This is a genomic window from Sphingomonas sp. AP28 (genome assembly GCF_056680455.1).
The window spans coordinates 722,683-745,977 of record NZ_CM155283.1; the positions used below are offsets into that span (position 1 = coordinate 722,683).

Below are 23,295 nucleotides of genomic sequence, written 5' to 3' on the forward strand. Positions count from 1 at the left end.
ACACAAGGCCACCTCCGCCCGAATTTATTTCGCCGCCGTCGCCTCGATCTCGACCAGGAACGCCGGCCCCGCCAACGCTGCGACCTGAACGGTCGACCGCGCGACGGTGTTCGGGTTCTCCGCCGTCCCGAAATACATCTTGAAGGCGTCGTTCATGCCGGCAAAGTCCATCTTGCCGCCAAGCTTCGGATCACCAGCGACGAACACGGTCAGCTTGATGACGTCGCTCATCGCATAGCCCTGCGCGGCCAGGATCGTCTTGATCTTGGTGAACACGCTGATCGTCTGCGTCTTGGTATCGCCGAAATCGGCGATCGTCAGTTGCGCGGGCGGCGTCTTGCTCGCCGGGTCGATCGGCGCCGCGAGCTGCCCGCTGAGATACAGCATCTTCGCCCCTGCCGGCACGGTAACGCCCTGCAGGATCAGGCCGGGCGGAGTGTTAGCATGCCGAACGATCGCCGACTTGGTATCGGCCGCCATCGCCACGCCGGGCAGTGCGAGCATCGTGCAGGTTGCCACGGTCAGTGCGATGGCTTTCATTTTGATCATCATACGTCTTTCTCCCAATTGCCGATACGAATGGTTCGGGCGCGGCGCGATGTAACGCCGCGTCCGATCTCTCAGAAGCTCACGTTCATCCGCGCATAATAATAGCCGCCGTTGATCCCGTATGGGCTGAACGTCAGCGGCGCGTCGAGCTGGTTGCCGCCGCCGACCAGGGTCGCATTGGTCGTACCCGGTACCAGCCCGAGTGTCGGCGACTTCTTGTTGAAGACGTTGTTCGCCCCGATCGACAGCTCCAGATCGTCGGTCGCCTTGAAGTTCAATTCGACGTCGCCGATGAACGCGGTCCCGATCGTCTGCTTGTAGAAAGTGCCGCCGTCCGGGCTGTATCTGGCCGAGCTCTTGCCGTAGACCGTACCACGCAACGTCATCGAGAATTTCTCGATCGAATAGAAGGTCGAGCCGATGACCTTCACCCGCGGCGATGCGGTCTCGATATTGGCGCGGGCGCCTTGATCGAACAGAGGCACAGTGATGGTCTGCCCGAGGACGTTGACCAGCGGTGGGGCCGACATGACCTTGGTGATCTTGGTCTGGTTGTAGTTGCCCGACAGGGTCCAGGTCGCATTGCCATACTCGCCAAAATCGCTCGCATAGCTGGCAACGACATCGATGCCACGGGTCCTGGTGTCCGCGCCGTTAGTAAAGATGTTGATGCCGGTCTGGGTCACCGTTGGATCGAGGACGTTGCCATTCGCACGGATCGCCGCGGTCACCACGGGGAAGTTGACGTTGACCGGCGAGGTCGCGCCGCCGCCGCCGAACAGCGATCCCGTGCCGAGAATACGGTCCTCGATCTTTACCTGATACGCGTCGATCGTGATCGTCAGGCGCGGCACCGGCCGGATGACCGTCCCGAAGCTGTAGTTGGTGGACTTCTCCGGTTTCAAATTGGCAAAACCAAGCAGCTTGGCCGCGGCTGAATTGGCCGGCAGCTGCACGAACGCGGAAGTGGGCGAGACGTTGGTCGCGGAGTAGAACGATTCCGCCAGCGTCGGTGCACGGAACCCCGTCGAGAACGTGCCCCGCAACGCGAACGCATCGGAGAAGTCGTAGCGCGTTGTCCCCTTGTAGATGAACTTGCTGCCGAAATCGGAATAATGTTCGTACCGACCTGCGACATCGACCTTCCAGCCCTCGACCGGCATCAGCGCCACATCGACGTAACCCGCCTGCGAATTCCGCCCGTTGACGCCCGCATCCGAACTGCGGAAACCGGGATAGGACTGCCCGCCTTCCTTGTAGGTCGAGGCGGCATCGCCCGCGCCGATCTGATAGACGTTCTTGCGATACTCGCCACCGAAGGCGAGGTTGATCGGTGCCGCCATGCCCGCCTCGATCTCATGCGTGAAGTCGGCGTTGACGGTCAGCTCGCTCGATTTGAAAAAGCCGTTGTAGAAGGTGGTCGGCGTAAAGCCGGTGTCCGCGTAGAGCGAGGCGTTCGCCGAATTGACGGTATAGATCTCGTTCTTGTCCTGACCGAACGTCGACGACAGGTCGTAGTGGAAGCCGCTGACGTCGCCGCGGACGCCGCCGGTGAACGCCATGTCTTCCTCGCGTATCTTCTCACGCGGGGAAAAGCCGTTGACCGGGCTATCGCCCTCGGGATCGAAATAGGTCGTCACCCCCGCGACGGTGCGCGATACGCGGGTCGGCACCCGGACATTCTCGTAGGCGCTGGCGACGCGACGTGAATAGGTGCCGAAGCTGTACGCCTCGATACCGCCGAAATCATATGCCGAGTTATACTGGAGGTTGATGAGGCGCGACTGCGCATCGCCGCTGATCTTGTTCACGTAGGGAAAGTCGGACATCCCCGGATAGAGGCTTTGCTGGAGCGGCGTGATCGACGGCGTCGTCGCGCTCGTCAGCAGCTTGCCGTTGATGTCGGTGACGCGTCGATCGAGCCCGCCGACCTGCGTGAAGTCGTGATAGCGGTAGAAGCCGGTGACGTTGATGAAGCCGTTTTCACCGACCTTGGTCGCGAGGTGCAGGCTTCCCCCATAGGTGCGGCCGCCGGTGTCGTAATTCTCTCCCGCGGTCAGGGAAGCGTCGCCGCCTTCCTTGTCGTCCTTCAGGATGACGTTGATGACGCCGGCGATCGCGTCCGAGCCATATTGTGCGGCTGCACCATCCTCCAGCACCTCGATGCGCTTGATCGACGCTGGCGAGATCAGGTCGAGATCGGCGGTCGCCGCACCCTGGTACGGTCCGCCGAGGACGGCGAGGTTCGAGGTGCCGTGCCGTCGCTTGCCGTTGATCAGGACCAGCGTGTGGTTCGGGCTCAACCCACGCAACCGCGCCGACAGCGTCAGGTTGGCGGTGTCGCCGCCGAACGCCTGCGCCGTGAACGACGGTACGAGCTGGGTCAGCACCTGGTTGAGGTTGGGCTGGCCGACATGGCTCATGAGTTCGGCGTCGAGCACCTTGATCGGGGCAGCGCTTTCGGCCGCGGTAATGCCTGTCGCGCGCGTACCGGTGACGATGATGTCGTCGGGTATCTCGGAAGATCCGGTCTGGGGATCGGTCACGGTAACCGACGCGGTTTGCGCGGAGGCCGTCATGTGTCCGGCGCTGGCGAGCGCCACGATAAGTGCGCCGCGTGAAATGCTGGTAACGATCCGCATAAGGTTTCCCCCCTTATTGTTGAGCGCCTTCAGCTATCCTCAATATTCTTCGATGATCTTATGCCATCTATTTACAGTTACCCGATCCACGAAACACCGTTTCGCAGTCCCATACCCCGATTTGCTTAAATCTTTAACCTTGGTCAGGATTGACTATAGGAAGATACGTGACAACTGATTCGGATCTAATGAATATTTAATACGCAACTATTGTTTGCGCTGTCACTATTATGCAACGTTTTGCCTTGAGGCACTGGTGTTAGGCTGCACGTCTTCCATCGCGTGGACCCAGTACAGTCCGGTTGGCGCCCTGCGCCGCGACGCGTTTAGCCAGCGCGACGACCTGGCCTTGCGCAGACTGGATGCCGCCCTCCTGCCAGCCCGGCGTCTGGCTGAGTGCGGCGGAGGCGAAATAGACGCGGCCGTCGGGTTGCTGGAGCAAGCGAAACTCGGGCGTATCGATATGCCCCTCCTGCCGCCCATTGGCGCTGCCCGCGTTCCAGTCGGGCCAAGGCCCCAGGCTGTACGGGATCTTGTGCCAGTTCACCGCGATGCCGTTGACCAGATCGCCGCCATGCCCCGGGTGCAGCCGGTCGATCACCCCGCGCGAGAACGCGATCTGCTCCGCGATCGGCCGCTTGGCGAACTCGGCGGCATTGGGTCCCGACGAATAACAGCCCAGGATCATGCCGCGCGCGGAATGCAGCCCTGCCGACGGGTACCAGATCAGAGTCGTCGGGCCGCCGACGAACGAGATGCCGCCATAGATCTGTTCGCGTTCCCAGAAGCGCGGGCTTTCGAATGCGACCTTGTTCGAGTGATCGTAGACCACCCCCGCGATCGTCTTCTTCAGCGCGGGCGAGAAGTCGGTATCGATCGTCGCGAGCACCGGGAACGGGATCGTGCAGATGATGTAATCCGCCGTCACGGTGTCGACCACGTCGCTTGCCTTGTCGCGGTAGACGACGTCGACGCCGCGGGCGGTGTGACGGACTTTCGTGACCTCGGCACCGCGGATCGCGGGGCGGCGCAGATTGCGATCGAACCCGGCGTGGATACGGTCCATCCCCCCGACCGGCTCGAACATCGTCGCCTGCATGTAGAGATTGTCCTCGAACAGCGTCATCGGCAGCCGTTCGTTCGCCAGCAACTGGTCCATCGGCACTGCGCTGCCCGCCGACGAGAAGGTGACGCCCGCCCCCGGTGCGGTCCCGAACCCCGATCGCTCGGTGCCCGCAAACGCATAGTCAGTACCGAGGTCGCCGTATGCCTTGAGGAACGGTAGCAATTTCTGCTTGTCCGCCGCCGTCACCGACTGGTCGAGCGCACCCTGGTTGATCGCCTTCGCCAACAGTTCGGCAATGTGGCCGCGCATGTCGTTGATCGCGGTCCGCATCCGGATCTTGCTGCCGTTCTCGCCCATCACATAGGCCGAGCGGCTCGAATTGACCTCGACCTCCAGCGGCACGTCGAACTTCTTCGCATACCCGATCAGCCCCTGGTGGAAGCTTGGAATGCGCGCAGGTCCGGCGTTAAAATAGATTCCTTCGGAGAACTTGGCAGTCTGCGTCTGCTCTCCGATCATCTCGATCTTGTCGCCGTCCCGCACCGTCCAGGCGCGGCCGCCGACCCGGTCTCGCGCTTCGAGCAACGTGACCTGGAAGCCTGCCTGTTCGAGTTCGTATGCGGCGGTCAGCCCCGCGATCCCGGCCCCTAGCACGACGACATGCGTTCCCTTGCCGACCCCCGGCGGCAACATCGCCAGCCCCTCCGCCTGCGAGGTACCGATCACTCCATTGGTAAGACCTAAAGCCTGCATTGCGCCAAGCGTAGCGCTCAACCCTCCCATCAGGCCAAGCCGGCCCAACAAGGTCCTGCGTGTCATCACACCGTGTCTAGTCATCAAGGCCCCCCGAAACGGCACCCCCCTGGGTTTGCCGAAGATCAGAATTGCCGGCGGGTCGAACCCGTCAGCAGCCTTGCAGGATCATCATCCCCCGCCAGCCCCGATGGACGTCGGACAGCGATCACAAAAGAACACATCGTTCCTTTGCACGCGATATCTCGACACGTTGCATCTTTTGACTGGACGATTCGGATTGAACATTGCTTTGACATGTAACGCAAATGAAATCTTTAACGCCGCGGTGACGATCTTGAGGCGGCAACCCGTGCAACCACGCGGGCCTTGAATTCGGTACGTGCTCCGGCCAATTCTCGGACTGATCATTTCACCAAGAGACCTGTCACATCCTATGACCATCGAAACCGCTTCCGCTGCCGAGACCTCCGCGCCCGAGACCCACGCCTTCGAGGCGGACGTCGCGCGGTTGCTCCACATGATGGTGCATTCGGTCTACTCGGATAAGACCGTATTCCTGCGCGAACTCATCTCGAACGCCGCGGATGCGTGCGAGAAGCTGCGGTACGAGGCGTTGAGCGCCCCCGAGTTGCTCGGCGACGAGACCCGGCTGGCGATCGCGATCACACTCGATTCCGAGGCCAAGACGCTGACGATCGAGGACAACGGCATCGGCATGACCGCCGATGACATGGGCGAAGCGCTCGGCACGATCGCGCGCTCGGGCACCAAGGCGTTCATGGACCGGATCGCGGCATCGAGCGGTTCGGATGGCGCGCAGTTGATCGGCCAGTTCGGCGTCGGCTTCTATTCCGCGTTCATGGTCGCCTCGAAGGTCGACGTGATCTCCCGTCGCGCCGGCGCGGACATCGCCTCGCTCTGGTCGTCGGACGGCCTCGGCACCTACACGATCGCCGACGTGCCGACCGCCGACGCCCCTGCCCGCGGCACCCGCGTCGTGCTGCACCTGCTCGAAGACGCGACCACCTACACCGACCGGTTCACGGTCGAGCGCCTCATCAAGGACCAGTCGGGCCACGTACCCGTGCCGATCACGCTCCGCGAAAAGCCCGATTCCGAGCCGGTCGATATCGCTGACGGTGCCGCGCTGTGGACCAAGCCAAAGGCGGATATCTCGGCCGAGGACTATGCAGATTTCTACCGCAGCGTCTCCGGCCAGTATGACGAACCCGCGCTGACGCTCCACTACCGCGCCGAAGGGGTGCACGAATATTCGGTGCTCGCCTATGTGCCGGGGGCCAAACCGTTCGACCTGTTCGACTCCGACCGCAACGGCCGCATGAAGTTGTACGTCAAACGCGTCTTCATCACCGAAGACGCCGAGGTCCTGCCGCGCTATCTCCGCTTCATGCGCGGGCTGGTCGATTCGTCCGACCTTCCGCTTAACGTCTCGCGCGAGATGATCCAGGAAAGCCCGATGCTCGCCGCGATCCGCAAAGGCGTGACGGGCCGCGTGCTGGGCGAACTCGACAAGCTCGCGACGCGCGACCCTGACGCGTATGCGAAGATCTGGGAGAATTTCGGCGCGGTTTTGAAGGAGGGGCTGTACGAGGATTTCGAACGGCGCGAAGCGCTGCTGAAGCTTGCTCGGTTCAAGACGACGACGTCCGGCGGCGCATGGCGTTCGGTCGCCGATTACCTCGCGGCGATGAAGGACAACCAGACCGCGATCTACTACGCGGTCGGCACCGATCTCGACCGACTCGAAGCCTCGCCCCAGCTCGAAGGGTTCCGCGCGCGCGGGATCGAAGTGCTGTTGTTGCCGGATTCGGTCGATGGATTCTGGGTCACGGCCGGAATCGATCATGACGGCAAGCCGTTCAAGTCGGTCACGCAAGGAGCCGCCGATCTCGGGCTGATTCCGCTAGTCGGTGGCGCCGAGCAGCCCACCGCCGACGCGTCGCCACAAGTCGCTGACTTCATCGCGTTCGTGAAGACGACGCTGGCGGATGCAGTCTCGGAGGTTCGCGCATCCCAGCGTCTGACGGACAGCGCGGTCTGCCTGGTCGCATCCGATAGCGGGATGGATCGCCAGCTCGAACGCATCCTTGCCGCCAGCGGTCAGGCGATGCCCGCAGCCAAGCCGGTGCTGGAGATTAACCCACGTTCCGAGCTGATCGCCAAGCTTGCCGCGCTCGGCGAAGACGAGACCGCACTCCGCGAGGACGCGGCGCATCTGTTGTTCGACGAGGCGCAGATTGCGGATGGCGAGCGTCCGATCGATGCCCGCGCCTTCTCCGCTCGCCTGACGCGACTGTTCACGCGCGCGCTGGGCTGAGCGCAGACGACCGCGGTTCCGCAAGTTTGCGGAACCGCGGTCCAGCGACTAACCCCGCTCCAAAGACTGAGGAGCAGGATATGTCGCCCATTCTAGACCGCCGTCAGATGCTGGCCGGCGGCGCAGCTATCGCTGGCCTGTCGCTCGGCTCGACCTCTGCGTTCGCGCAGAGCGACCGAATCGAGAGCCTGATCGCCAAGATGACGCTTGCGGAGAAAGCCGGCCAACTCAGCTGCTTCTCCGATCAGATCCGGCCGATCGGCGTGCCGTTCAACCCCGGCCTCGCGACCGGCGGTGCTGCCGAACAGATCGCGCGGATCAGGACCGGGCAGATCGGCATGCTGTTCAATGGTGTCGGCTATGCCGGTGCCAAGGCCGCGCAGGATGCGGCGCTCGCGACCCGGCTCAAGATCCCGCTGATCTTCGCGGGTGACGTCATCCACGGTTTACGCACCGCCTATCCGCTGCCGATCGCCGAGGCCTGCGCATTCGATCCCGACCTTGCCGAACGCACCGCCCGCGCAGCGGCGCTCGAGACCACTGCACTCGGCATCCACTGGACCTTCGCGCCGATGGTCGACGTCGCGCGCGACCAGCGCTGGGGCCGGGTCGCGGAGGGCTCCGGCGAGGACCCGTATCTCGGCATGCAGCTGGCGAAGGCACGCGTCCGCGGTTTTCAGGGCAACGACCTTCGCGACCCAACCCGCGTTGCCGCCTGTGCCAAGCATTTCGCCGCGTACGGAGCGGTGTCCGGTGGCCAGGATTACAACTTCACTGAGATTTCGCCCGCCACGCTGCATGAGGTCCATCTCGCGCCGTTCAAGGCTGCGGTCGATGCGGGCGTGGCGACGTTGATGAGCGCGTTCAACGACATCGACGGCGTTCCTTCCAGCGGCAATCACTGGTTGATGACCGATCTGCTGCGCGGCGAATGGCGGTTTCGCGGGATAGTCGTCGGCGACTACACCGCGGACGAGGAACTCGTCGCGCACGGCTATGCCACCGATGGCCGCGACGCCGCGAAGAAGGCGTTCATGGCAGGAATGGACATGGCCATGCAGTCCAACCTGTTCAATCTCTGGTTGCCCGACCTTGTCGAGAAGGGCGAGGTTCCGCTCGCAAAGCTCGACGAAGGCGTCCGCCGCGTGCTTCACTTGAAGGATGCGATCGGATTGTTCGACAACCCCTATCGCTCGGTCAGCCAGAAGGCGGAACGCACTAGCGTCTCGACGCCCGCCATGCTGAAGCTCAGCCGCGAGGCCGGCGCACGTTCGATCGTGCTGCTAAAGAACGACAACACGCTGCTGCCCCTGAAGAAGAATCCGGGTCGCATCGCCTTGATTGGGCCGTTCGCGGAGGACCGCAAAAATGTCGTCGGTACCTGGGCGTTCATGGCCGACGAAAAGCTCAACGTCTCGGTCGCCCAAGGGCTGCGCGCACGCGGGCTGACCGTGACGACGGCGCCCGGATCCGAGATCGAAGCTCCCCTGCTCGGCGGGATCGCCGCTGCCGTCGCTGCTGCGCAAAACGCGGACATCGTCCTGCTCGCGATCGGCGAATCGCAACTCATGTCGGGCGAGGCGCAATCGCGTACCGAGATCACCGTTCCCGCACCACAGATGGCGCTCGCCGAAGCCGTCGCCGCAACGGGCAAGCCCATCATCGTGCTGCTCCGCCACGGCCGCGCGCTTGCCCTGCATGGTGCGGTGAAGAACGCGCCGGCGATCCTGGCGACGTGGTTCCTCGGATCCGAAAGCGGCCATGCGATCGCCGACGTCCTGTTCGGCGACGTCAACCCGTCGGCCAAGCTGGCCGCCAGCTTCCCCAACGAGAGCGGGCAGGAACCCTATTTCTACAACCACAAGAACACCGGCCGTCCGGCGCCGGATACGGGGAGTCAGGAATACAAATCGCGCTACCGCGAGACCAGGAACGAAGCGCTATACCCGTTCGGTCACGGCCTGAGCTACACCAGCTTCTCGATTTCGAATGTCTTCGTGCCAGCGCGGATGACAAGTGCGCTCACGGTGACCGCCACCGTTACGAACACCGGTGCCCGAGCCGGCGACGAAGTGGTGCAGCTCTACATCCACGACCGGGTCGCCAGCCGCACCCGGCCGGTCCGCGAACTCAAGGGGTTCGCGCGCGTCTCGCTGGCACCCGGCGCATCGAAGCGCGTGACGTTGACTTTGAGGCGCGAAGACCTGCGCTTCTGGGGTGACGGCGATTGGGTGATCGAACCGGGCCTGTTCGACCTCTGGGTTGCGACGAGTTCGGTCGATGGCGAGAAACAGAGCTTCGAATTGGTATAACTGCGTCTTCCGCGAAGCTACATCCGCACGACCCGGTTTCCAATCCTCTCGGCCTCTTCTGGGTCGTGCGTCACCATCAGGATCGGAAGCTTGAGCACGTCGCGGACATGCTCGATCGCCAGCATGATCTCTTCGCGGCGCGCACGATCAAGCGACGACAGCGGTTCGTCGAGCAACAGGAAGCGCGGTTGGCTGAGCAGCGCCCGGCCAATCGCCACCCGCTGTGCCTCGCCGCCGGAGAGCGTGCGCGGCCAGCGTTCGAGCAGATGGCCGATGCCGAGAAAGCCGATGATATCCTCGAACCGCTGGGCCTCCCCACGGACGCCGTACAGCAGGTTCGCGCGCACGCGCTTATGTGGGAATAATCGCGCTTCCTGAAAGACATATCCGGCTTTCCTGCGCTCGGGTGGCACGTTCACGCCGTTCCCGAACACCGTTTCGCCATCGACCACGATCCGGCCGCGGTCGGGGCGGAGTAGCCCGGCAACCATGTTGAGAACGCTCGATTTTCCGACGCCAGACGGGCCGAACAGCACCGTCGCCCCCTCGCCTGCCTCCAGCGTCAACGACACCTGCGTATCGCCGAGCCGTTTCTCGATATCGATCTCAAAGGACATGGAGACCCCGCCCCGCACGACGCGTCAACAGTTCCGACGCAATCAGAGCGATCAACGACAAGCCTACGGATACGCACGACAATCGCCACACGAGCGCATCGGCGCCGGGTTGCTGGAGCGCGGAGTAGATCGCCAGCGGCAGCGTCTGCGTTTCGCCGGGCACGTTGGAAACGAAGGTGATCGTCGCGCCGAACTCACCGATCGATCGCGCAAAGCCGAGTACCGCACCGGCCAGTACGCCGGGAATACTGAGCGGCAAGGTCAGCGTCCAGAACACGCGCCACGGCCCCGCACCTAACGTTCGCGCGGCGTTTTCAAGCCGCCTGTCGACCGCTTCGATCGAGATCCGCATTGCGCGCACCATCAACGGCAGCGCCATGACGCCCGCAGCGATCGCCGCGCCGGTCCAGCGGAACAAGACCGTCACGCCGAACCACTCCTGAAGCCGAGCGCCGATCGGACCATTGGGTCCGAACGCCAGCAACAGCAACCAACCGGTCACGACCGGCGGGACGACCAACGGCAGATGGATCGCCGCATCGACGACGACTTTCGCCGGAAAACGGACGCGCGCGAGCAGCCACGCCAGCGCGAACGCGATCGGCAAGGTCACCGCCATCGCGACGCCGCCGACCTTCAACGACAGCGCAACGATCCCCCATTCGGTCGCGTCGAGCACTAGCGCGCGGAGAACCCGTAGCGGACGAAAATCGCCTTGCCCGCAGGCGAGACGAGGAAGCGGCGGAAGCCCTCAGCCTCCGGGTTCATCGACGTCTTCAGCCGCGCGATCGGATAGGTGATCGCGGGATGCGTCGCCTCGGGGAAGACCCCGGCGATACGAACCTTGGCCGACGCCTTGGCATCGGTCGCGTAGACGATCGCGAGCGGCGCCGCGCCGCGCTCGACCAGCGCCAGCGTCGCGCGGACATTTTCCGCGCGAACTACCTTCGGCGACACCTGCGCCCAGACGCCGAGCTTCTCGAGCGACGCCTGCCCGTATTTCCCGGCGGGCACGGCGGTATCCGCCATCGCCAACGGTCCGGCGGTCAGTACGCGAACGAGCGCAGCGGGCGGGCGCACCGGAATCCGCACCTTGCTACCCGCTGGCGCCGCGACGACGAGGCGGTTGCCGAGGAACGTGACGCGGGTGCTGGCGACGATCAGGGTTTTCGCGGCAAGCTCATTCATCCAGTCCTCGTCCGCCGACACGAACAGGTCCGCCGGCGCCCCGGACTCGACCTGCCGCGCAAGCGCCGACGATGCCGCGAAAGAGATTGTCGGCTTCACATGCCCCTTCTTGGCCCACGCATCAGCCGCCGCGCTCAGGGATTCCTGCAACGACGCCGCCGCGAGAACCAGCGGCGGGCGCCGCTGAGCTTGGGCACCCGTTGCTCCTAGACTGGCCGTCATCACCAGTGCCGACGTCAGATACCGCATACCGCTTGCCCTCTCGAACTCCGCGCGTACCGATATATAGCGCAGGGCCATAACGCCAGCCGGATCGATATGTTGCGCGCCTAGTTCGCCGTGACCCGCCCGGTCCGGGCCAGCTTGCCCCAGCCGACCAAAGGTCCACGCAACGCCTGAGCGATCGCCTTCAGGACGACGTAGTACATCACCTGGCGGTAGCCGATCCGCTGCGGGATCAGCAGCCAGAGTAGTCTCCAGCGCTCCTTCCGCTCCAGCGCGAATGCGATCGTCGCGGCGAGCAGGTCGATCGCGGTGAAGATCAGCCAATAGGCGAGCATCGTGTAGACGTCATGGCTCGTCTGTTCCCAGCCATGCGCCTGCACCGCGAGATAGGTCGAGGCGAAGCTGACCAACAGCGCGAGATCGATGATCGGCGAGATCGACGCGAGCACGATCTGGAACACGATCGCCTGCGGCAACCCGACCCAGCCAAGCCCGCGCGGCTGTGATCGGCCGATCGCCGATCGGTGCTTGTACAGGCACTGCAACGTCCCGAACGCCCAGCGGAACCGCTGCTTGGCCAGCGCGCGCATCGTCTCGGGCGCCTCCGTCCACGCGATCGCGAACTGGTCGTACTGGACCGTCCAACCGTGACGCTGGATCGCGATCGTCAGATCCTGGTCCTCGGCGAGCGTATCGTCGGGATAGCCGCCGACGCTGCGGATCGCCTCCAGCCGCCACGCGCCGACCGCCCCCGGCACGACGGTCATCGCGTTCAGCCGCGCGAGCGCACGCCGTTCGAGATTCTGCGCGGTGATGTATTCGAGCGCCTGCCACTTGGTGATCAGATTGACACGGTTGCCGACCTTCGCGTTACCGGCGACCGCGCCAAGCTTCGGATCGTCGAACCAGCGTGCAAGGCGCGCGATCGTCATCGGCTCGAACTGTGTATCGGCATCGAGCGCGATTACGATCTCGCCCCGCGCGAGTTCGAGTCCACGGTTGAGCGCGCGCGCCTTCCCCCCGTTCTGTAGCGTCAGCAGGCGCACGCGGTCGTCGCCGGCGAACGCCTCGGCGACGACGCGACTGGTGCCGTCGCTCGATCCGTCGTCGATCACGATGACCTCGATCGCAACGTCGTTCGACGCCAGCACACCCTCAACGGCGCGCACGATCACCCGCTCCTCGTTGAACGCGGGGATCATCACCGTAACGAACCGCGACGGGTCGATCGCCGGGAACACCGTCTTCAACTCGCGCCGGGCCTGGATCAGGGCGAGCGCCGACAGGGCCAGCGCGCGGATGATGCCGATCGTGATCGCGATCCCGAAGATCCAGCGGAGTGCAACGACGATTCCTCCGAGCGTGCTGAACAACGCGAGATCGGCGACCGCGGCGACGCGGTCGCTCGATGAAATCACCGGCATCGACTGATTGCGTGACAGCCCGGCAAGCGTCGAGACGGGGACGAAGCTGTAGCCCATCGCCCGCAACCGTTCGATGATGATCGGGAGTGCTGCGACGGTCTCGGCGCGGTTGCCGCCAGCATCGTGCAGCAGAATGACGTTGCCGCTGCGTCCGGGGTTGCCCGCCTCGACGCCGGCGATCGTGCGGTCGATGATCGCCTGGACGCCCGGCCGCTTCCAGTCGTCGGGATCGACGTGGAGACCGACCGAGATGTAGCCGCGCTGCTGCGCTTCGAGCGCCGGCAGGATCTCGTCCGCGGTGCTCGGCTCGGCATCGCCGAAATAGGGTGCGCGGAACAGGCGGAGCGAACGCCCGGTGAACGCCTGGAACAGCCGCTGCGTCGTGTTCAACTCGTATTTGACCTGCCGCTGCGACACGTTGGCGAGGTTCGGGTGGGTGTAGGTGTGGCTGCCGATCTCATGGCCTTCGTTGACCATCCGCTCCAGTAGCGGGCGCTCGGTCAGCGCGTTCTCGCCGATCACGAAGAAGGTCGCCGGCGCATGCTCGCGCTTGAGGACATCGAGGATCTGCGGCGTCCATTCGGGGTCGGGCCCGTCGTCGAAGGTTAGCGCGAGTTGCTTCGGACGATAGCCCGTCCGGACCACGACATAGGGCGACGGCATCCGCGTGAAGTTGACGTCGGCAATCGTGCCGTCCTTCGCCGGCACCGCGTCGCGGATGCCGGTGACGGGCTCGGCGGCGATCTTGAGGATCTCGCCGCTGCCCTCGATATCGACGTTGGTACCGGCCGGCATGTTATCGATCGAATCGGGGATCGGCAGTTTCCGGTGGTCGCGGCCCCAGATCGACCAAAGCCCGGGATCCTCGGAGCCGAGACGCCAGAGTGCCACGCTGCCGAGGCCCGCCTTTTGCAGGAACGCGATCTGGTTGTACGCCGACGCCGCGTCGAGCAACCAGACCTGATGCTGCACCCCGCCCTCCGAATAGGCAAAGCTGCTGTTGCCACTGGTCTTGTCGAAGGTCGGGACGGTGCCCGAGTCCGCTGCGGCCTGCCACGCCTCCTCGACGTCGAGCGCATCGCCGTTGCCGGCATCCGCGCCGGCGTGCCAGTCATAGGCATAGGAGCCGATCGCGACGACCAGCTTGGCGGGGGGGATTCCGCGCGCTGCGTCGGCGACCATGCGCGCGAACCAGCGTTGCGACGCGATCGGCCCCGGCGCGCCGCTCGTCTCGTGCTCGTCATACGCCATCAGGAAGATCTTGTCGGTCACCTTGGCATAGGCGGGCAGATTCCAGTCGGGATTGGCGACCGGCGCGGCGATGGCGACGACCCACCCCCGGGGCGCAAATCGCGCTTGGGTTTCGGCGAGGAACGCGCGGTAATTGGGTTGTGCCGCGACAGGCAGATCCTCGAAATCGTAGAACACGCCGCCGGCATGGTTCGCGTTGAGGAACGGTACGAGCTTGTCGAGGAAGGCCGCGCGTGCCTTCGGGTCGGCGAACAGAGCGGCGCTGCCCGCGCCGTCCCAGTTCCCGTCGACGGCGTTCTGCACCATCGGCAGGATCATCGGCCGGTGGACCGCCTTGTTGAGGATGTCGCGTCCCGCCTGGTCGCGGAACACGGTGATGCGGTGATCCTTGCCCGTGATCGAGACCCAGCCAGGGATCAGCCAGTCGAGCTGTTCGACGTGTCGCGCGAGACTGGCCGTGCTGGCCTGGTCCCACGGCGCATGGAAGGCGATCGCGAGCGCAGGATTGGCGCCGTTGCCGACGCCTGGCTTGGCCGCGCTCGTACCGAATAATTGCTTGGCGTAGTAATTCAGGTCGCGCCGGGTCTCGCGGAGGATACCACCACGCGGCGCCGGCAGCTTGTGGAGCGCGGGATGCTCGGGCTCGATCGGCAGCAGCGGCGCGGTCGGTACCGCGCCGATTGAGACCGCGAACATCGCGATCGACAGCAGGAGCAAGGCGATGAACGCCGCGACGCCGAACGTGAACCGCCGACGACGACGGCCGCTTGCATCATAGAATACGGGATTGAGCGACATGGAGCGAGTATCAACCGGCCGAAGGAAAACGGCAACTCGCCGCAACATTTCGCTACAATGCCGCTCGCGTGCGCGCTGCTGAAAAATGCGTCACGCAGACTTTAGAGAAGTCCGATAATCTTCTGCATCCCCTCCCGCGCGCGGGAGGGGACCGAGGGGTGGGCGGCCGGCCCGAACAAACGCCACGTCTGATGACAGCGCGAGCCCACCCCCAACCCCTCCCGCTTGCGGGAGGGGGGAAGAAATCAGCGGAACTTGCCGCTGAGCGACACGCCGATGATACGTGGTTCGTTGAACACTGCGGCCATGTAGTTCTCGATCACGCCCTTGAGGTTCTTCTCGTTCGTGATGTTGCGCGCGAACACCGCCAACTCATACGCGTCGCCGGGCGCGGCATAACCGATCTTCAGACCGCCTTCGAAGTTGCCGTTCGCGGTGAACTCCTTGGTCTTGTACAGCACGAACTGCGTATAGCCCTGGATGTTGAAGTCGCCCGCGATGAACGCGCGACCGCCGTTGCTTAGCGGCTGGTCGTAGCGTGCGGTCAGGTCGACATTGTATTCCGGTGCATTCGGCAATGGCTCGCCGTTGATCTTGACCAGATACGTCGTACCGAACGCACCCACCACCGGACGAACCGGCGCCGACGGCGTGCAGACCACGATATTGTTGAGCGCGCAGATCTGCACCTCGGTCGTCTTGTCCCGGATCGCGCTGTGCAGCAGGCTGAGGCCGGCGCCCAGCGTGAGGTTCGGTACCGGTTTCCAATTGGCTTCGGCTTCCATGCCGTACGCCTCGGCCTTGTTGCCGTTGAACAGGATGCCGTTGCCGTTCACGTCGTTGCCGTTCAGCTGGATATCGTTGACGCGGTAGCCGAACACCGTAGCGTTAAGCGTCAGCGTATTATTGAGCAGGCGCGTCTTGACGCCGGTTTCCCACGACAGGATGGTCTCCGAATTGGCCGTCGAGAAGTCGGAGTTGAACACCGCCGAACGGCCCTGGATCGTCGGTCCGCGGAAGCCCTGGGCGACCCGCGAATACAGGCTGATGTCGGGGCTCGCCTGATACAGGATGCTCGCATCCCAGCTCGGCTTGGTCGACTTCAGCGTGACGTCGCGGCGAAAACCGACAGGATATTGATTGACGCCGGCGACGTTCTGCACCGTCTTGAGCAGCTGGGTACGCTTCTTGTCTTCGGTGATGCGGCCGCCGAGCGTGACGGTCAGCTTGTCCATCAGCTCGTAGCTGACCTGGCCGAAGCCGGCCCAGGACGTGTTGACGTCGTGCAGGCGCACCCAGTTGTTCGGGTTGCGCGCCGCCGTCGTCAGGAAGAACGTCCGCTGATAGAAATCGGTGATGTCGCGGTTGTCGAAATACAGGCCGCCGACCTGCCAGTTGAAGCGGCCACCCGGCGTGCCGGCAATGCGCAACTCCTGCGACCACTGGTCGAGGTCGCGGATCTGGCCCTGCGACTGGCCGAAGCCGTTGGCGACGCCGCGGACCGGGAAGTTCGCGCCCGCGCCGCCATCGGTATCGCCCCGACTGAAGCCCGACGTCGTCTCGTAGGCCGTGATCGAGGTCAGCGCCGCCGGACCGAAGTCGTAGCTCGCGCGGACCGAGCCGCCATAGGTGTTGTAGCTCTGTGGGTTGTCGTTGCCTTCGTCGAGCGAGACGGTGTTGCGCGGCTCGGCCGACACGTCGTTCGAGCCCTTCTTCAACGCGGCGCGGTGGAAGATCGTCGAGGTGCCGTCATACCAGCGCGCATGGCCCGACACGTCCAGCGTGAAACGCTCACCCGGCGTCAGCGCGAGCTGCACGCGGACGTTGCGGTCGTCGAAGCCGCCCATCGCGTCTTTGCGCGGCGTCGCGGTGCTGTCCGCGCTCGTCCCCGCAAACGCGTTGTCGATGTAGTTCTCGCGGTGCTGGATCAGCGTCGACAGGCGGATCGACAACAGGTCCTTAATCAGCGGCCCGCCGACACCGGCGTCGAGGCTGACGCTGTTGTACGAACCCACCGAGGCCGATGCGCGGCTCTCGAAGTCGTTGGTCGGCTTGTTCGTGTCGAACTTGATGATGCCGGCAGTGGTATTGCGGCCGAACAGCGAGCCCTGCGGACCGCGCAGCACTTCGACCTGGCGGACGTCGAATACCGGGTTCGACTTCAGCACGACATGCTCGAGGATCACGTCGTCCTGGATGATCGTGACCGGCTGCGAGGCGCCGAGGTAGAAATCGATGTTGCCGAGGCCGCGGATGTAGAAGCGGGGAAAGATGCGGCCGGTCGTCGATTCGACATACAGGCCGGGGACGCGACCCGACAGCGCGAGCAGCGTGTCGTCGCCGCCTGCGGTGAAGGTGCGGAGCGCGTCACCCGATGCGACGCCGACCGAGAGCGGCACCTTCTGCAGGTTTTCCGACCGGCGCTCGGCGGTGACGACGATGTCGTCCAGACCTTCCTCGGCACCAGCTTGCCCTGCCGGGTTCTGGACTTGATCCTGGACCGGTGCCGCCTGCGCGAACGCGGCCGAGCCACCCACAACCGAACCGAACGCGACGCCGAGCATCAGCGCCGACTTAACGACCGAAATCTTCACGATGATATTCCCCAATGGTGCGGCGCCGTCCCTGACGAGCGGCCACACATCCCAATACGCAACGCCGCGGCGCGCCATCGACCGCCCTCCCCGGACGGCCCGACGACGCCTCGCGACGCTCACTCCCCGGTCGGGCGGTTAGGCCGGGAATGTGTTGGTATGATGACAGTTGGTTACGGCGTTTTGGGGTGAGTGCGGGTTTGCGACACGGTGCGATATTTTTGCCGATGGCAGGAAGCGGAAACGCCATGCTAGCTTCGCCCTATGGACTTCGTGATGCGATTTTGGTTGACCATTCGGCGTTCGGGTTGGTTCGAGCCTAGTGCGACCGGCGGCATCTTCCCGTTCCCTTTCGCCTGGCAGGCTTGGACGATCATGGCGGCATTTATCGCCGCGATTGCAGCGAGCGTCGTGCTGCACGGCGAAGCGGCGTGGCTGACGCGTATCATCCTGTGCATCGGCTACATCGCGTTTGGAGTCGCGACGTACGAGTGACGGCGACGGGCGGCGATGCGCGGTTCCAGCACGGGTAGGCATTCGGGGTTTGGGTTGATGAGCGTTTCAACGTCGCTCCTCCACCCCGGAAAGATTCGACGTCGATCCCCGCACACAGGGTAGCATGTTTCCCCGCGAAGGCGGGGACCCAGACTGGGCTCCCGCCTTCGCGGGAGAACAAGGAAGAGCGCACTAGCTTTCGAACTCAATCTAAGCCGCGCCGCGGTAAAGCTGCGTCGTCGGACGACACGGGCGAGGAAGATCTCGGTCGGTCGCCGTCCGGCTTGGCGTGAGCCTCAGCTAGGCTGCTGCGCCGCTTAGCCTCAGACGCCTACGCGTCGTCGCCCATCCTGAGCGCGGCGATAAACGCCTCCTGTGGGATGCTGACCGAACCATATTCGCGCATCTTCAGCTTGCCCTTCTTCTGCTTTTCCAGAAGTTTCTTCTTGCGACTCGCGTCGCCGCCATAGCATTTCGCGGTCACGTCCTTGCGCATCGCGCTGATCGTTTCGCGCGCGATCACCTTGCCGCCGATCGCCGCCTGGATCGGAATCTTGAACAAATGGCGCGGGATCAGCTCCTTCAAGCGCTCGACCATGCCGCGACCGCGGACTTCGGCGGTGCCGCGGTGGACGATCATGCTCAGCGCGTCGACCGGCTCCTCGTTGACGAGGATGCCCATCTTGACGAGGTCGCCCTCGCGGTAGCCGATCTGGTGGTAATCGAAGCTGGCATAGCCCTTCGACATCGACTTCAACCGATCGTAGAAATCGAACACCACTTCGTTCAGCGGCAGTTCGTAGGTCGCCTGCGCGCGACCGCCGACATAGGTCAGGTTCTTCTGGATACCGCGGCGGTCCTGGCAGAGTTTGAGCACCGACCCGAGATATTCGTCGGGGACGTAGATCGTCGCCTCGATCCACGGCTCGCTGATCGTCGCGATCTTGTTCGGCTCGGGCATGTCGGCTGGGTTGTGCAGCTCGATATGCGTCGTGCCGGACGGATCAGGGTGGGTCAGCTCGATCTCGTATACGACGGACGGCGCGGTGGTGATCAGGTCCAGATCATATTCTCGCGTCAGGCGCTCCTGTATGATCTCCAGATGCAGCAGCCCGAGGAACCCGCAGCGGAAGCCGAAGCCCAGTGCGGCCGACGTCTCCATCTCGAACGAGAAGCTCGCATCGTTCAGTCGCAGCTTGCTGATGCTCTCGCGCAGCTTCTCGAACTCGGCGGCATCGACCGGGAACATTCCGCAGAACACGACTGGCTGGACTTCCTTGAAGCCCGCGAGCGCCTCCAGCGCAGGTCGCTTCGCGTCGGTAATTGTGTCGCCGACGCGCGTTTGCGCGACCTCTTTGATCTGCGCGGTGATGAAGCCCATCTCGCCGGTGCCGAGCTCGGTCAGCTGCTCGATCTTCGGACGGAAACAGCCGACGCGGTCGACCAGATGCATCGTGCCGGTCTGCATGAACTTGATCTGCTGGCCCTTTTTCAGGACCCCGTCGATCACGCGCACCAGGATGACGACGCCGAGATACGGATCGTACCAGCTGTCCACCAGCATCGCCTTCAGCGGTGCCTCCGGGTCGCCGCTGGGCGGCGGGATCTTCGTGACGATCGCCTCGAGGATCTCGACGATGCCGATCCCCGACTTGGCCGACGCGAGCACCGCCTCGGATGCATCGATGCCGATCACGTCCTCGATTTCCTTGCGCACCTTCTCGGGCTCGGCGGCGGGCAGATCGATCTTGTTGATCACCGGAACGATCTCATGGTCGTGCTCGATCGACTGGTAGACGTTGGCGAGCGTCTGCGCCTCGACGCCCTGCGCGGCATCAACCACCAGCAGCGCGCCCTCGCACGCGGCCAGGCTGCGGCTGACCTCGTAGGCGAAGTCGACGTGCCCCGGCGTGTCCATCAGGTTGAGGACGTAATCGAGGCCGTCCTTGGCGTGATAGGCGAGGCGCACGGTCTGCGCCTTGATCGTGATCCCGCGCTCCTTCTCGATGTCCATGTTGTCGAGCACCTGCTCGGACATCTCACGCGCGGTGAGGCCGCCAGTTTCCTGGATCAGCCGGTCGGCGAGCGTCGACTTGCCATGGTCGATATGGGCGATGATGGAAAAATTGCGGATGCGGTCGAGCGGAGTCATGGCGCGCTCCTAGCAGCGACACCGCGTGTGCGATAGATCGTGGACACACTCCATAATTGTCTTGAACGTTCGGGATGTCGCGGCTAGGGCGCTCACCGGCAATGTTGTCGGGGCGTGGCGCAGTCTGGTAGCGCACTGGTCTCGGGGTCCAGGGGTCGTAGGTTCGAATCCTATCGCCCCGACCATTGCCGATTTTATGGGGTGAGTTTCCCCCTCCCCGAACAAAACTCTTCTTCTACGATTTGAGCGTGGCGGCGATCCCGGGAATACCGCCGCCGTTACAATATTGAGCGCGTCAGAATGCGCTCGCGATACGCTGCTGCATCGACCGAGCCGGGCTCGCTTTGACTTCCGGCATATCCTGCGCCTCGTCCATCAACGCCACGCGCCGATGCAAGTCGACACTGGATTCGATCATGTCGCGGGCGCGCGTGGGCAGCACGGCGAACAAAGCCGCATCGGTCACCGGCGCATCGCCCAGTCGCCGAGCAGGATCGAGCGCATCGTTCGCGTGCAATTCGCCGGACTGGACGGCCCGCTGGGTGAGGAGCCACGCAATGACGTGCATCAGTCGGGTCGTGACCTTCAGCGATTCGCAGCTGAAGCTGACCCGGACCAACGGATCGAGCGCTTCCCGTTCGACCCTGCCGGCCTCGTCGAAATAGGTCCGAGCTTCATCCGCCAGCACCATCGCCTCGCTATACAGCGCATCGATCAGGCGGCGCTGCATCCGCGATTCATAGCCGGGGTGGGTCATCGCAAACGCAGATGGCATACCGGTCAGATCCCATCCAGACAGGTTAACGTTCCGCTAACCATTACCTGTCCCAAAATGCGTCACTCGGTGCTAAACTCGGACTAGAGCACTGGTTTCAAGCGATAATATCCGGGATCAACAGATCTTCCAGCGACGCGATCTCATCACGCAGCCGCAATTTGCGCTTTTTCAGTCGAGCCATCTGCAACTGATCCGGCGTCGATGCCAGCGCAAGCGCGGCGATCGCGGCATCGAGATCCCGGTGCTCGATCCGCATCGAATCAAGTCGAACTCTGGTCTGCGCGTCGTCCACTCGTCCCCCGATGGCTGCCGTCGTGTGCGCTGCCCTTAGCAAACGCAGCGCGGCGCGCGAGCAAGAAACCGCCGCACTCCGTCACGCCGGGGTCGAAAAGGTATCAACCGAGCATCGCGACATCATCGATCAGTCCGTCGCGCCAAATCGTTCGATCAACCGATTTCGCCGATTTCCGATGAAGACATTTCGATGACAGAGTGGTTTACTCGATCCCCCAACCCGAATGCAGGAGGCATCCCACCGTGCAGACGACTCATCAGACAGCCCTGGAAACCAAGCATGCCGTGCTGGATCAGCGTATCGCCGACGAGACCCATCGTCCGCTACCCGACGCGAGCCTGTTGGCGAGCCTGAAGAAACAGAAGCTGCGGCTGAAGGAAGAGATCGTCAGCCTGTAACGGGTATCGATACCGCTCCCCGGATCATACCGGGGAGCCGCTTGCGAAGTCAGAGCGGCTTTGGATTCCGCAAGGCGTAGGCGCTGTCCGAAGCCTTGGCCGAGTATAGCGGCGTCGACGGTTTGGCCCCGCCCGCAGGCTTGCGCACGCTCAGTGGATCGATGGGTACATCGAGCGAGATGCCCATCCGCCCCTCGGTGCACCATGCGACCGTGCCGGCGACGTCACCGATCCCGCGCAACGACACCGTGACAGGCGTCCCGACATCGACGACCTTGGCAAGTTCGGCCATTAAGCCCGTCTCGGACAGGTTCCGGACCCTAGCCTCGCGTGCCGTGGTTTCATCGCCAACCCGAACCTGAGCGACCAGTAGCAAGCTGTCCCGCTCGCGCTGTCGCCGGTTCTCGGTAGCGCCGGCCGACCCAGTGTCGATGCTCATGCCGCGACCGATTTTACCATGATCGAACACAGCATTCTCTCTTCCCCATCGGTAGGCGCGCTCAATCCTCGCGCGACACCTTTTCGTTACGCTCGTGTCGTTCCTGCGCCTCGACCGTCATCGTCGCGATCGGCCGCGCTTCCAGCCGTGCGAGACTGATAGGCTCGCCAGTGACCTCGCAATAGCCATATTCGCCTTCGTCGATACGCCGAATCGCGGCTTCGATCTTCGAGACCAGCTTGCGCTGACGGTCGCGCGTGCGCAGTTCGATCGACCAGTCGGTTTCGCTCGAAGCGCGGTCCGTCAGATCCGCCTCACGCAGCGAATCGACCTGCAGCTGGGAGAGCGTTTCCTGCGACTCCCGCAGGATCGACTCCTTCCACTCCTGAAGCTTGCGGCGGAAATACGCCTGCTGCTTCAAGCTCATGAACGGCTCGTCCGCGTCTGGACGATAGCCATCCTCGCCGCTGTCGTTGGCGGCCTCTCGACTGGAATTCCCGGTATCGTCCATACGATTCATCACGGTCGCCATACCACTCTCCCTCTGGCCCCGTCGTATCAGCCTCGCTGATTTCCAAGGACCGCCCCCAAATGGTGAAAGCGCCTATAGTCTCACGTGCTGGGGACCACAAGCGACAGGACTTGCGCATTCTGCCCCGAAACCGACATTAAATTGCGGTCGCGAGATCGGCGATTTCGCGGTCGCTGGCATACGTTTAAAATGCGCGCGCAGGGCGGCAGGCAACGACTGTGTCCCAGTGCGGCACGTTAACGATAGCATCCAGTATTCCGCACAGGTAAATCCTCGTTTAACCATGTCGAATGTGGTTAAGCCACTTGCGCTTAACGCTTTGTTTTGCAGTTAGTCGGATAGCAGTTCCGAATACTGCGTACGGGGATCCGGCAACACGAGGGTGCCGGCAACGAAAGAGTGACGATATGTCGGTGAGGATGGCCCTGGCGAAATTGTGCGCGTGC

Annotated in this window: 18 protein-coding genes and 1 tRNA gene; 6 read left to right on the plus strand and 13 right to left on the minus strand. The window is 63.7% G+C overall.

All coding sequences use genetic code 11. The features are described 5' to 3' along the window. Window positions 1-24 precede the first annotated feature (24 nt). The 3 genes from AC1MH0_RS03195 to AC1MH0_RS03205 all read right to left on the minus strand — a co-directional run bounded on the left by AC1MH0_RS03195 (window position 25) and on the right by AC1MH0_RS03205 (window position 4,983). Window positions 25-552, minus strand: a complete 528-nt coding sequence (locus AC1MH0_RS03195; RefSeq protein WP_480964695.1) for a RidA family protein — start codon at window positions 550-552, stop codon at window positions 25-27. A gap of 68 nt (window positions 553-620) precedes the next feature. Then, window positions 621-3,191: a TonB-dependent receptor plug domain-containing protein gene (locus AC1MH0_RS03200; RefSeq protein WP_480964696.1), complete on the minus strand. Its 2,571-nt coding sequence runs from the start codon at window positions 3,189-3,191 to the stop codon at window positions 621-623. Between the two features lie 259 nt (window positions 3,192-3,450). After that, on the minus strand, window positions 3,451-4,983 hold the full coding sequence (locus AC1MH0_RS03205) for a flavin monoamine oxidase family protein (RefSeq protein ID WP_480964697.1): 1,533 nt from the start codon (window positions 4,981-4,983) through the stop codon (window positions 3,451-3,453). Window positions 4,984-5,446: 463 nt separating this feature from the next. Between AC1MH0_RS03205 and htpG the strand changes: the two genes are divergently transcribed. Both htpG and AC1MH0_RS03215 read left to right on the plus strand, forming a co-directional pair. Next, window positions 5,447-7,351, plus strand: a complete 1,905-nt coding sequence (htpG, locus tag AC1MH0_RS03210; protein WP_480964698.1) for a molecular chaperone HtpG — start codon at window positions 5,447-5,449, stop codon at window positions 7,349-7,351. Window positions 7,352-7,431: 80 nt separating this feature from the next. Continuing rightward, complete coding sequence (locus AC1MH0_RS03215) at window positions 7,432-9,663, plus strand: glycoside hydrolase family 3 N-terminal domain-containing protein (RefSeq protein ID WP_480964699.1); 2,232 nt, start codon at window positions 7,432-7,434, stop codon at window positions 9,661-9,663. A gap of 17 nt (window positions 9,664-9,680) precedes the next feature. Here AC1MH0_RS03215 and AC1MH0_RS03220 read toward each other — a convergent pair whose 3' ends face one another. The 5 genes from AC1MH0_RS03220 to AC1MH0_RS03240 all read right to left on the minus strand — a co-directional run bounded on the left by AC1MH0_RS03220 (window position 9,681) and on the right by AC1MH0_RS03240 (window position 17,730). Then, window positions 9,681-10,280 (minus strand): ATP-binding cassette domain-containing protein, encoded by a 600-nt coding sequence (locus tag AC1MH0_RS03220; RefSeq protein WP_480964700.1) that lies wholly within the window; start codon window positions 10,278-10,280, stop codon window positions 9,681-9,683. Then, on the minus strand, window positions 10,270-10,959 hold the full coding sequence (gene modB / locus AC1MH0_RS03225; protein ID WP_480964701.1) for a molybdate ABC transporter permease subunit: 690 nt from the start codon (window positions 10,957-10,959) through the stop codon (window positions 10,270-10,272). The genes AC1MH0_RS03220 and modB overlap by 11 nt, the downstream gene beginning before the upstream one ends. Beyond that, window positions 10,959-11,690 carry a molybdate ABC transporter substrate-binding protein gene (gene modA, locus AC1MH0_RS03230; protein WP_480965662.1) on the minus strand — a complete coding sequence of 244 codons (732 nt, stop codon included), beginning with the start codon at window positions 11,688-11,690 and terminating at the stop codon, window positions 10,959-10,961. Before modA ends, modB begins: the two co-directional genes overlap by 1 nt. A gap of 107 nt (window positions 11,691-11,797) precedes the next feature. After that, window positions 11,798-15,166 carry a polysaccharide deacetylase family protein gene (locus AC1MH0_RS03235; protein WP_480964702.1) on the minus strand — a complete coding sequence of 1,123 codons (3,369 nt, stop codon included), beginning with the start codon at window positions 15,164-15,166 and terminating at the stop codon, window positions 11,798-11,800. A 245-nt stretch (window positions 15,167-15,411) separates the two neighbouring features. Continuing rightward, window positions 15,412-17,730, minus strand: a complete 2,319-nt coding sequence (locus AC1MH0_RS03240) for a TonB-dependent receptor (RefSeq protein ID WP_480965663.1) — start codon at window positions 17,728-17,730, stop codon at window positions 15,412-15,414. A 306-nt stretch (window positions 17,731-18,036) separates the two neighbouring features. Between AC1MH0_RS03240 and AC1MH0_RS03245 the strand changes: the two genes are divergently transcribed. Beyond that, window positions 18,037-18,255 (plus strand): hypothetical protein, encoded by a 219-nt coding sequence (locus AC1MH0_RS03245; protein ID WP_480964703.1) that lies wholly within the window; start codon window positions 18,037-18,039, stop codon window positions 18,253-18,255. A 331-nt stretch (window positions 18,256-18,586) separates the two neighbouring features. Here the strand turns inward: AC1MH0_RS03245 and lepA are convergent, their stop codons facing one another. Continuing rightward, window positions 18,587-20,407, minus strand: coding sequence for a translation elongation factor 4 (lepA, locus tag AC1MH0_RS03250; RefSeq protein WP_056049136.1), 1,821 nt, complete (start codon window positions 20,405-20,407; stop codon window positions 18,587-18,589). A gap of 108 nt (window positions 20,408-20,515) precedes the next feature. On the opposite strand from lepA, the gene AC1MH0_RS03255 reads away from it, so the two are divergent. Then, a tRNA-Pro gene (locus AC1MH0_RS03255) sits at window positions 20,516-20,592 on the plus strand. Between the two features lie 110 nt (window positions 20,593-20,702). Here the strand turns inward: AC1MH0_RS03255 and AC1MH0_RS03260 are convergent. After that, window positions 20,703-21,137, minus strand: a complete 435-nt coding sequence (locus AC1MH0_RS03260; RefSeq protein ID WP_480964704.1) for a DUF1465 family protein — start codon at window positions 21,135-21,137, stop codon at window positions 20,703-20,705. Window positions 21,138-21,279: 142 nt separating this feature from the next. Then, the gene (locus AC1MH0_RS03265; protein ID WP_480964705.1) at window positions 21,280-21,441 is read right to left on the minus strand and encodes a DUF465 domain-containing protein; all 162 of its coding nucleotides are present in this window, start codon (window positions 21,439-21,441) and stop codon (window positions 21,280-21,282) included. Window positions 21,442-21,487: 46 nt separating this feature from the next. On the opposite strand from AC1MH0_RS03265, the gene AC1MH0_RS03270 reads away from it, so the two are divergent. Continuing rightward, window positions 21,488-21,673: a hypothetical protein gene (locus AC1MH0_RS03270; RefSeq protein WP_480964706.1), complete on the plus strand. Its 186-nt coding sequence runs from the start codon at window positions 21,488-21,490 to the stop codon at window positions 21,671-21,673. Between the two features lie 49 nt (window positions 21,674-21,722). Further along, entirely contained in the window at window positions 21,723-21,878 is a 156-nt protein-coding gene (locus tag AC1MH0_RS03275; RefSeq protein ID WP_480964707.1) for a YdcH family protein, read from the plus strand. Between the two features lie 49 nt (window positions 21,879-21,927). On the opposite strand, the gene AC1MH0_RS03280 is transcribed toward AC1MH0_RS03275, so the two are convergent. After that, window positions 21,928-22,317, minus strand: a complete 390-nt coding sequence (locus AC1MH0_RS03280; protein WP_480964708.1) for a PilZ domain-containing protein — start codon at window positions 22,315-22,317, stop codon at window positions 21,928-21,930. Between the two features lie 61 nt (window positions 22,318-22,378). Next, complete coding sequence (gene dksA / locus AC1MH0_RS03285) at window positions 22,379-22,849, minus strand: RNA polymerase-binding protein DksA (RefSeq protein ID WP_307085501.1); 471 nt, start codon at window positions 22,847-22,849, stop codon at window positions 22,379-22,381. Window positions 22,850-23,295: the final 446 nt, after the last annotated feature.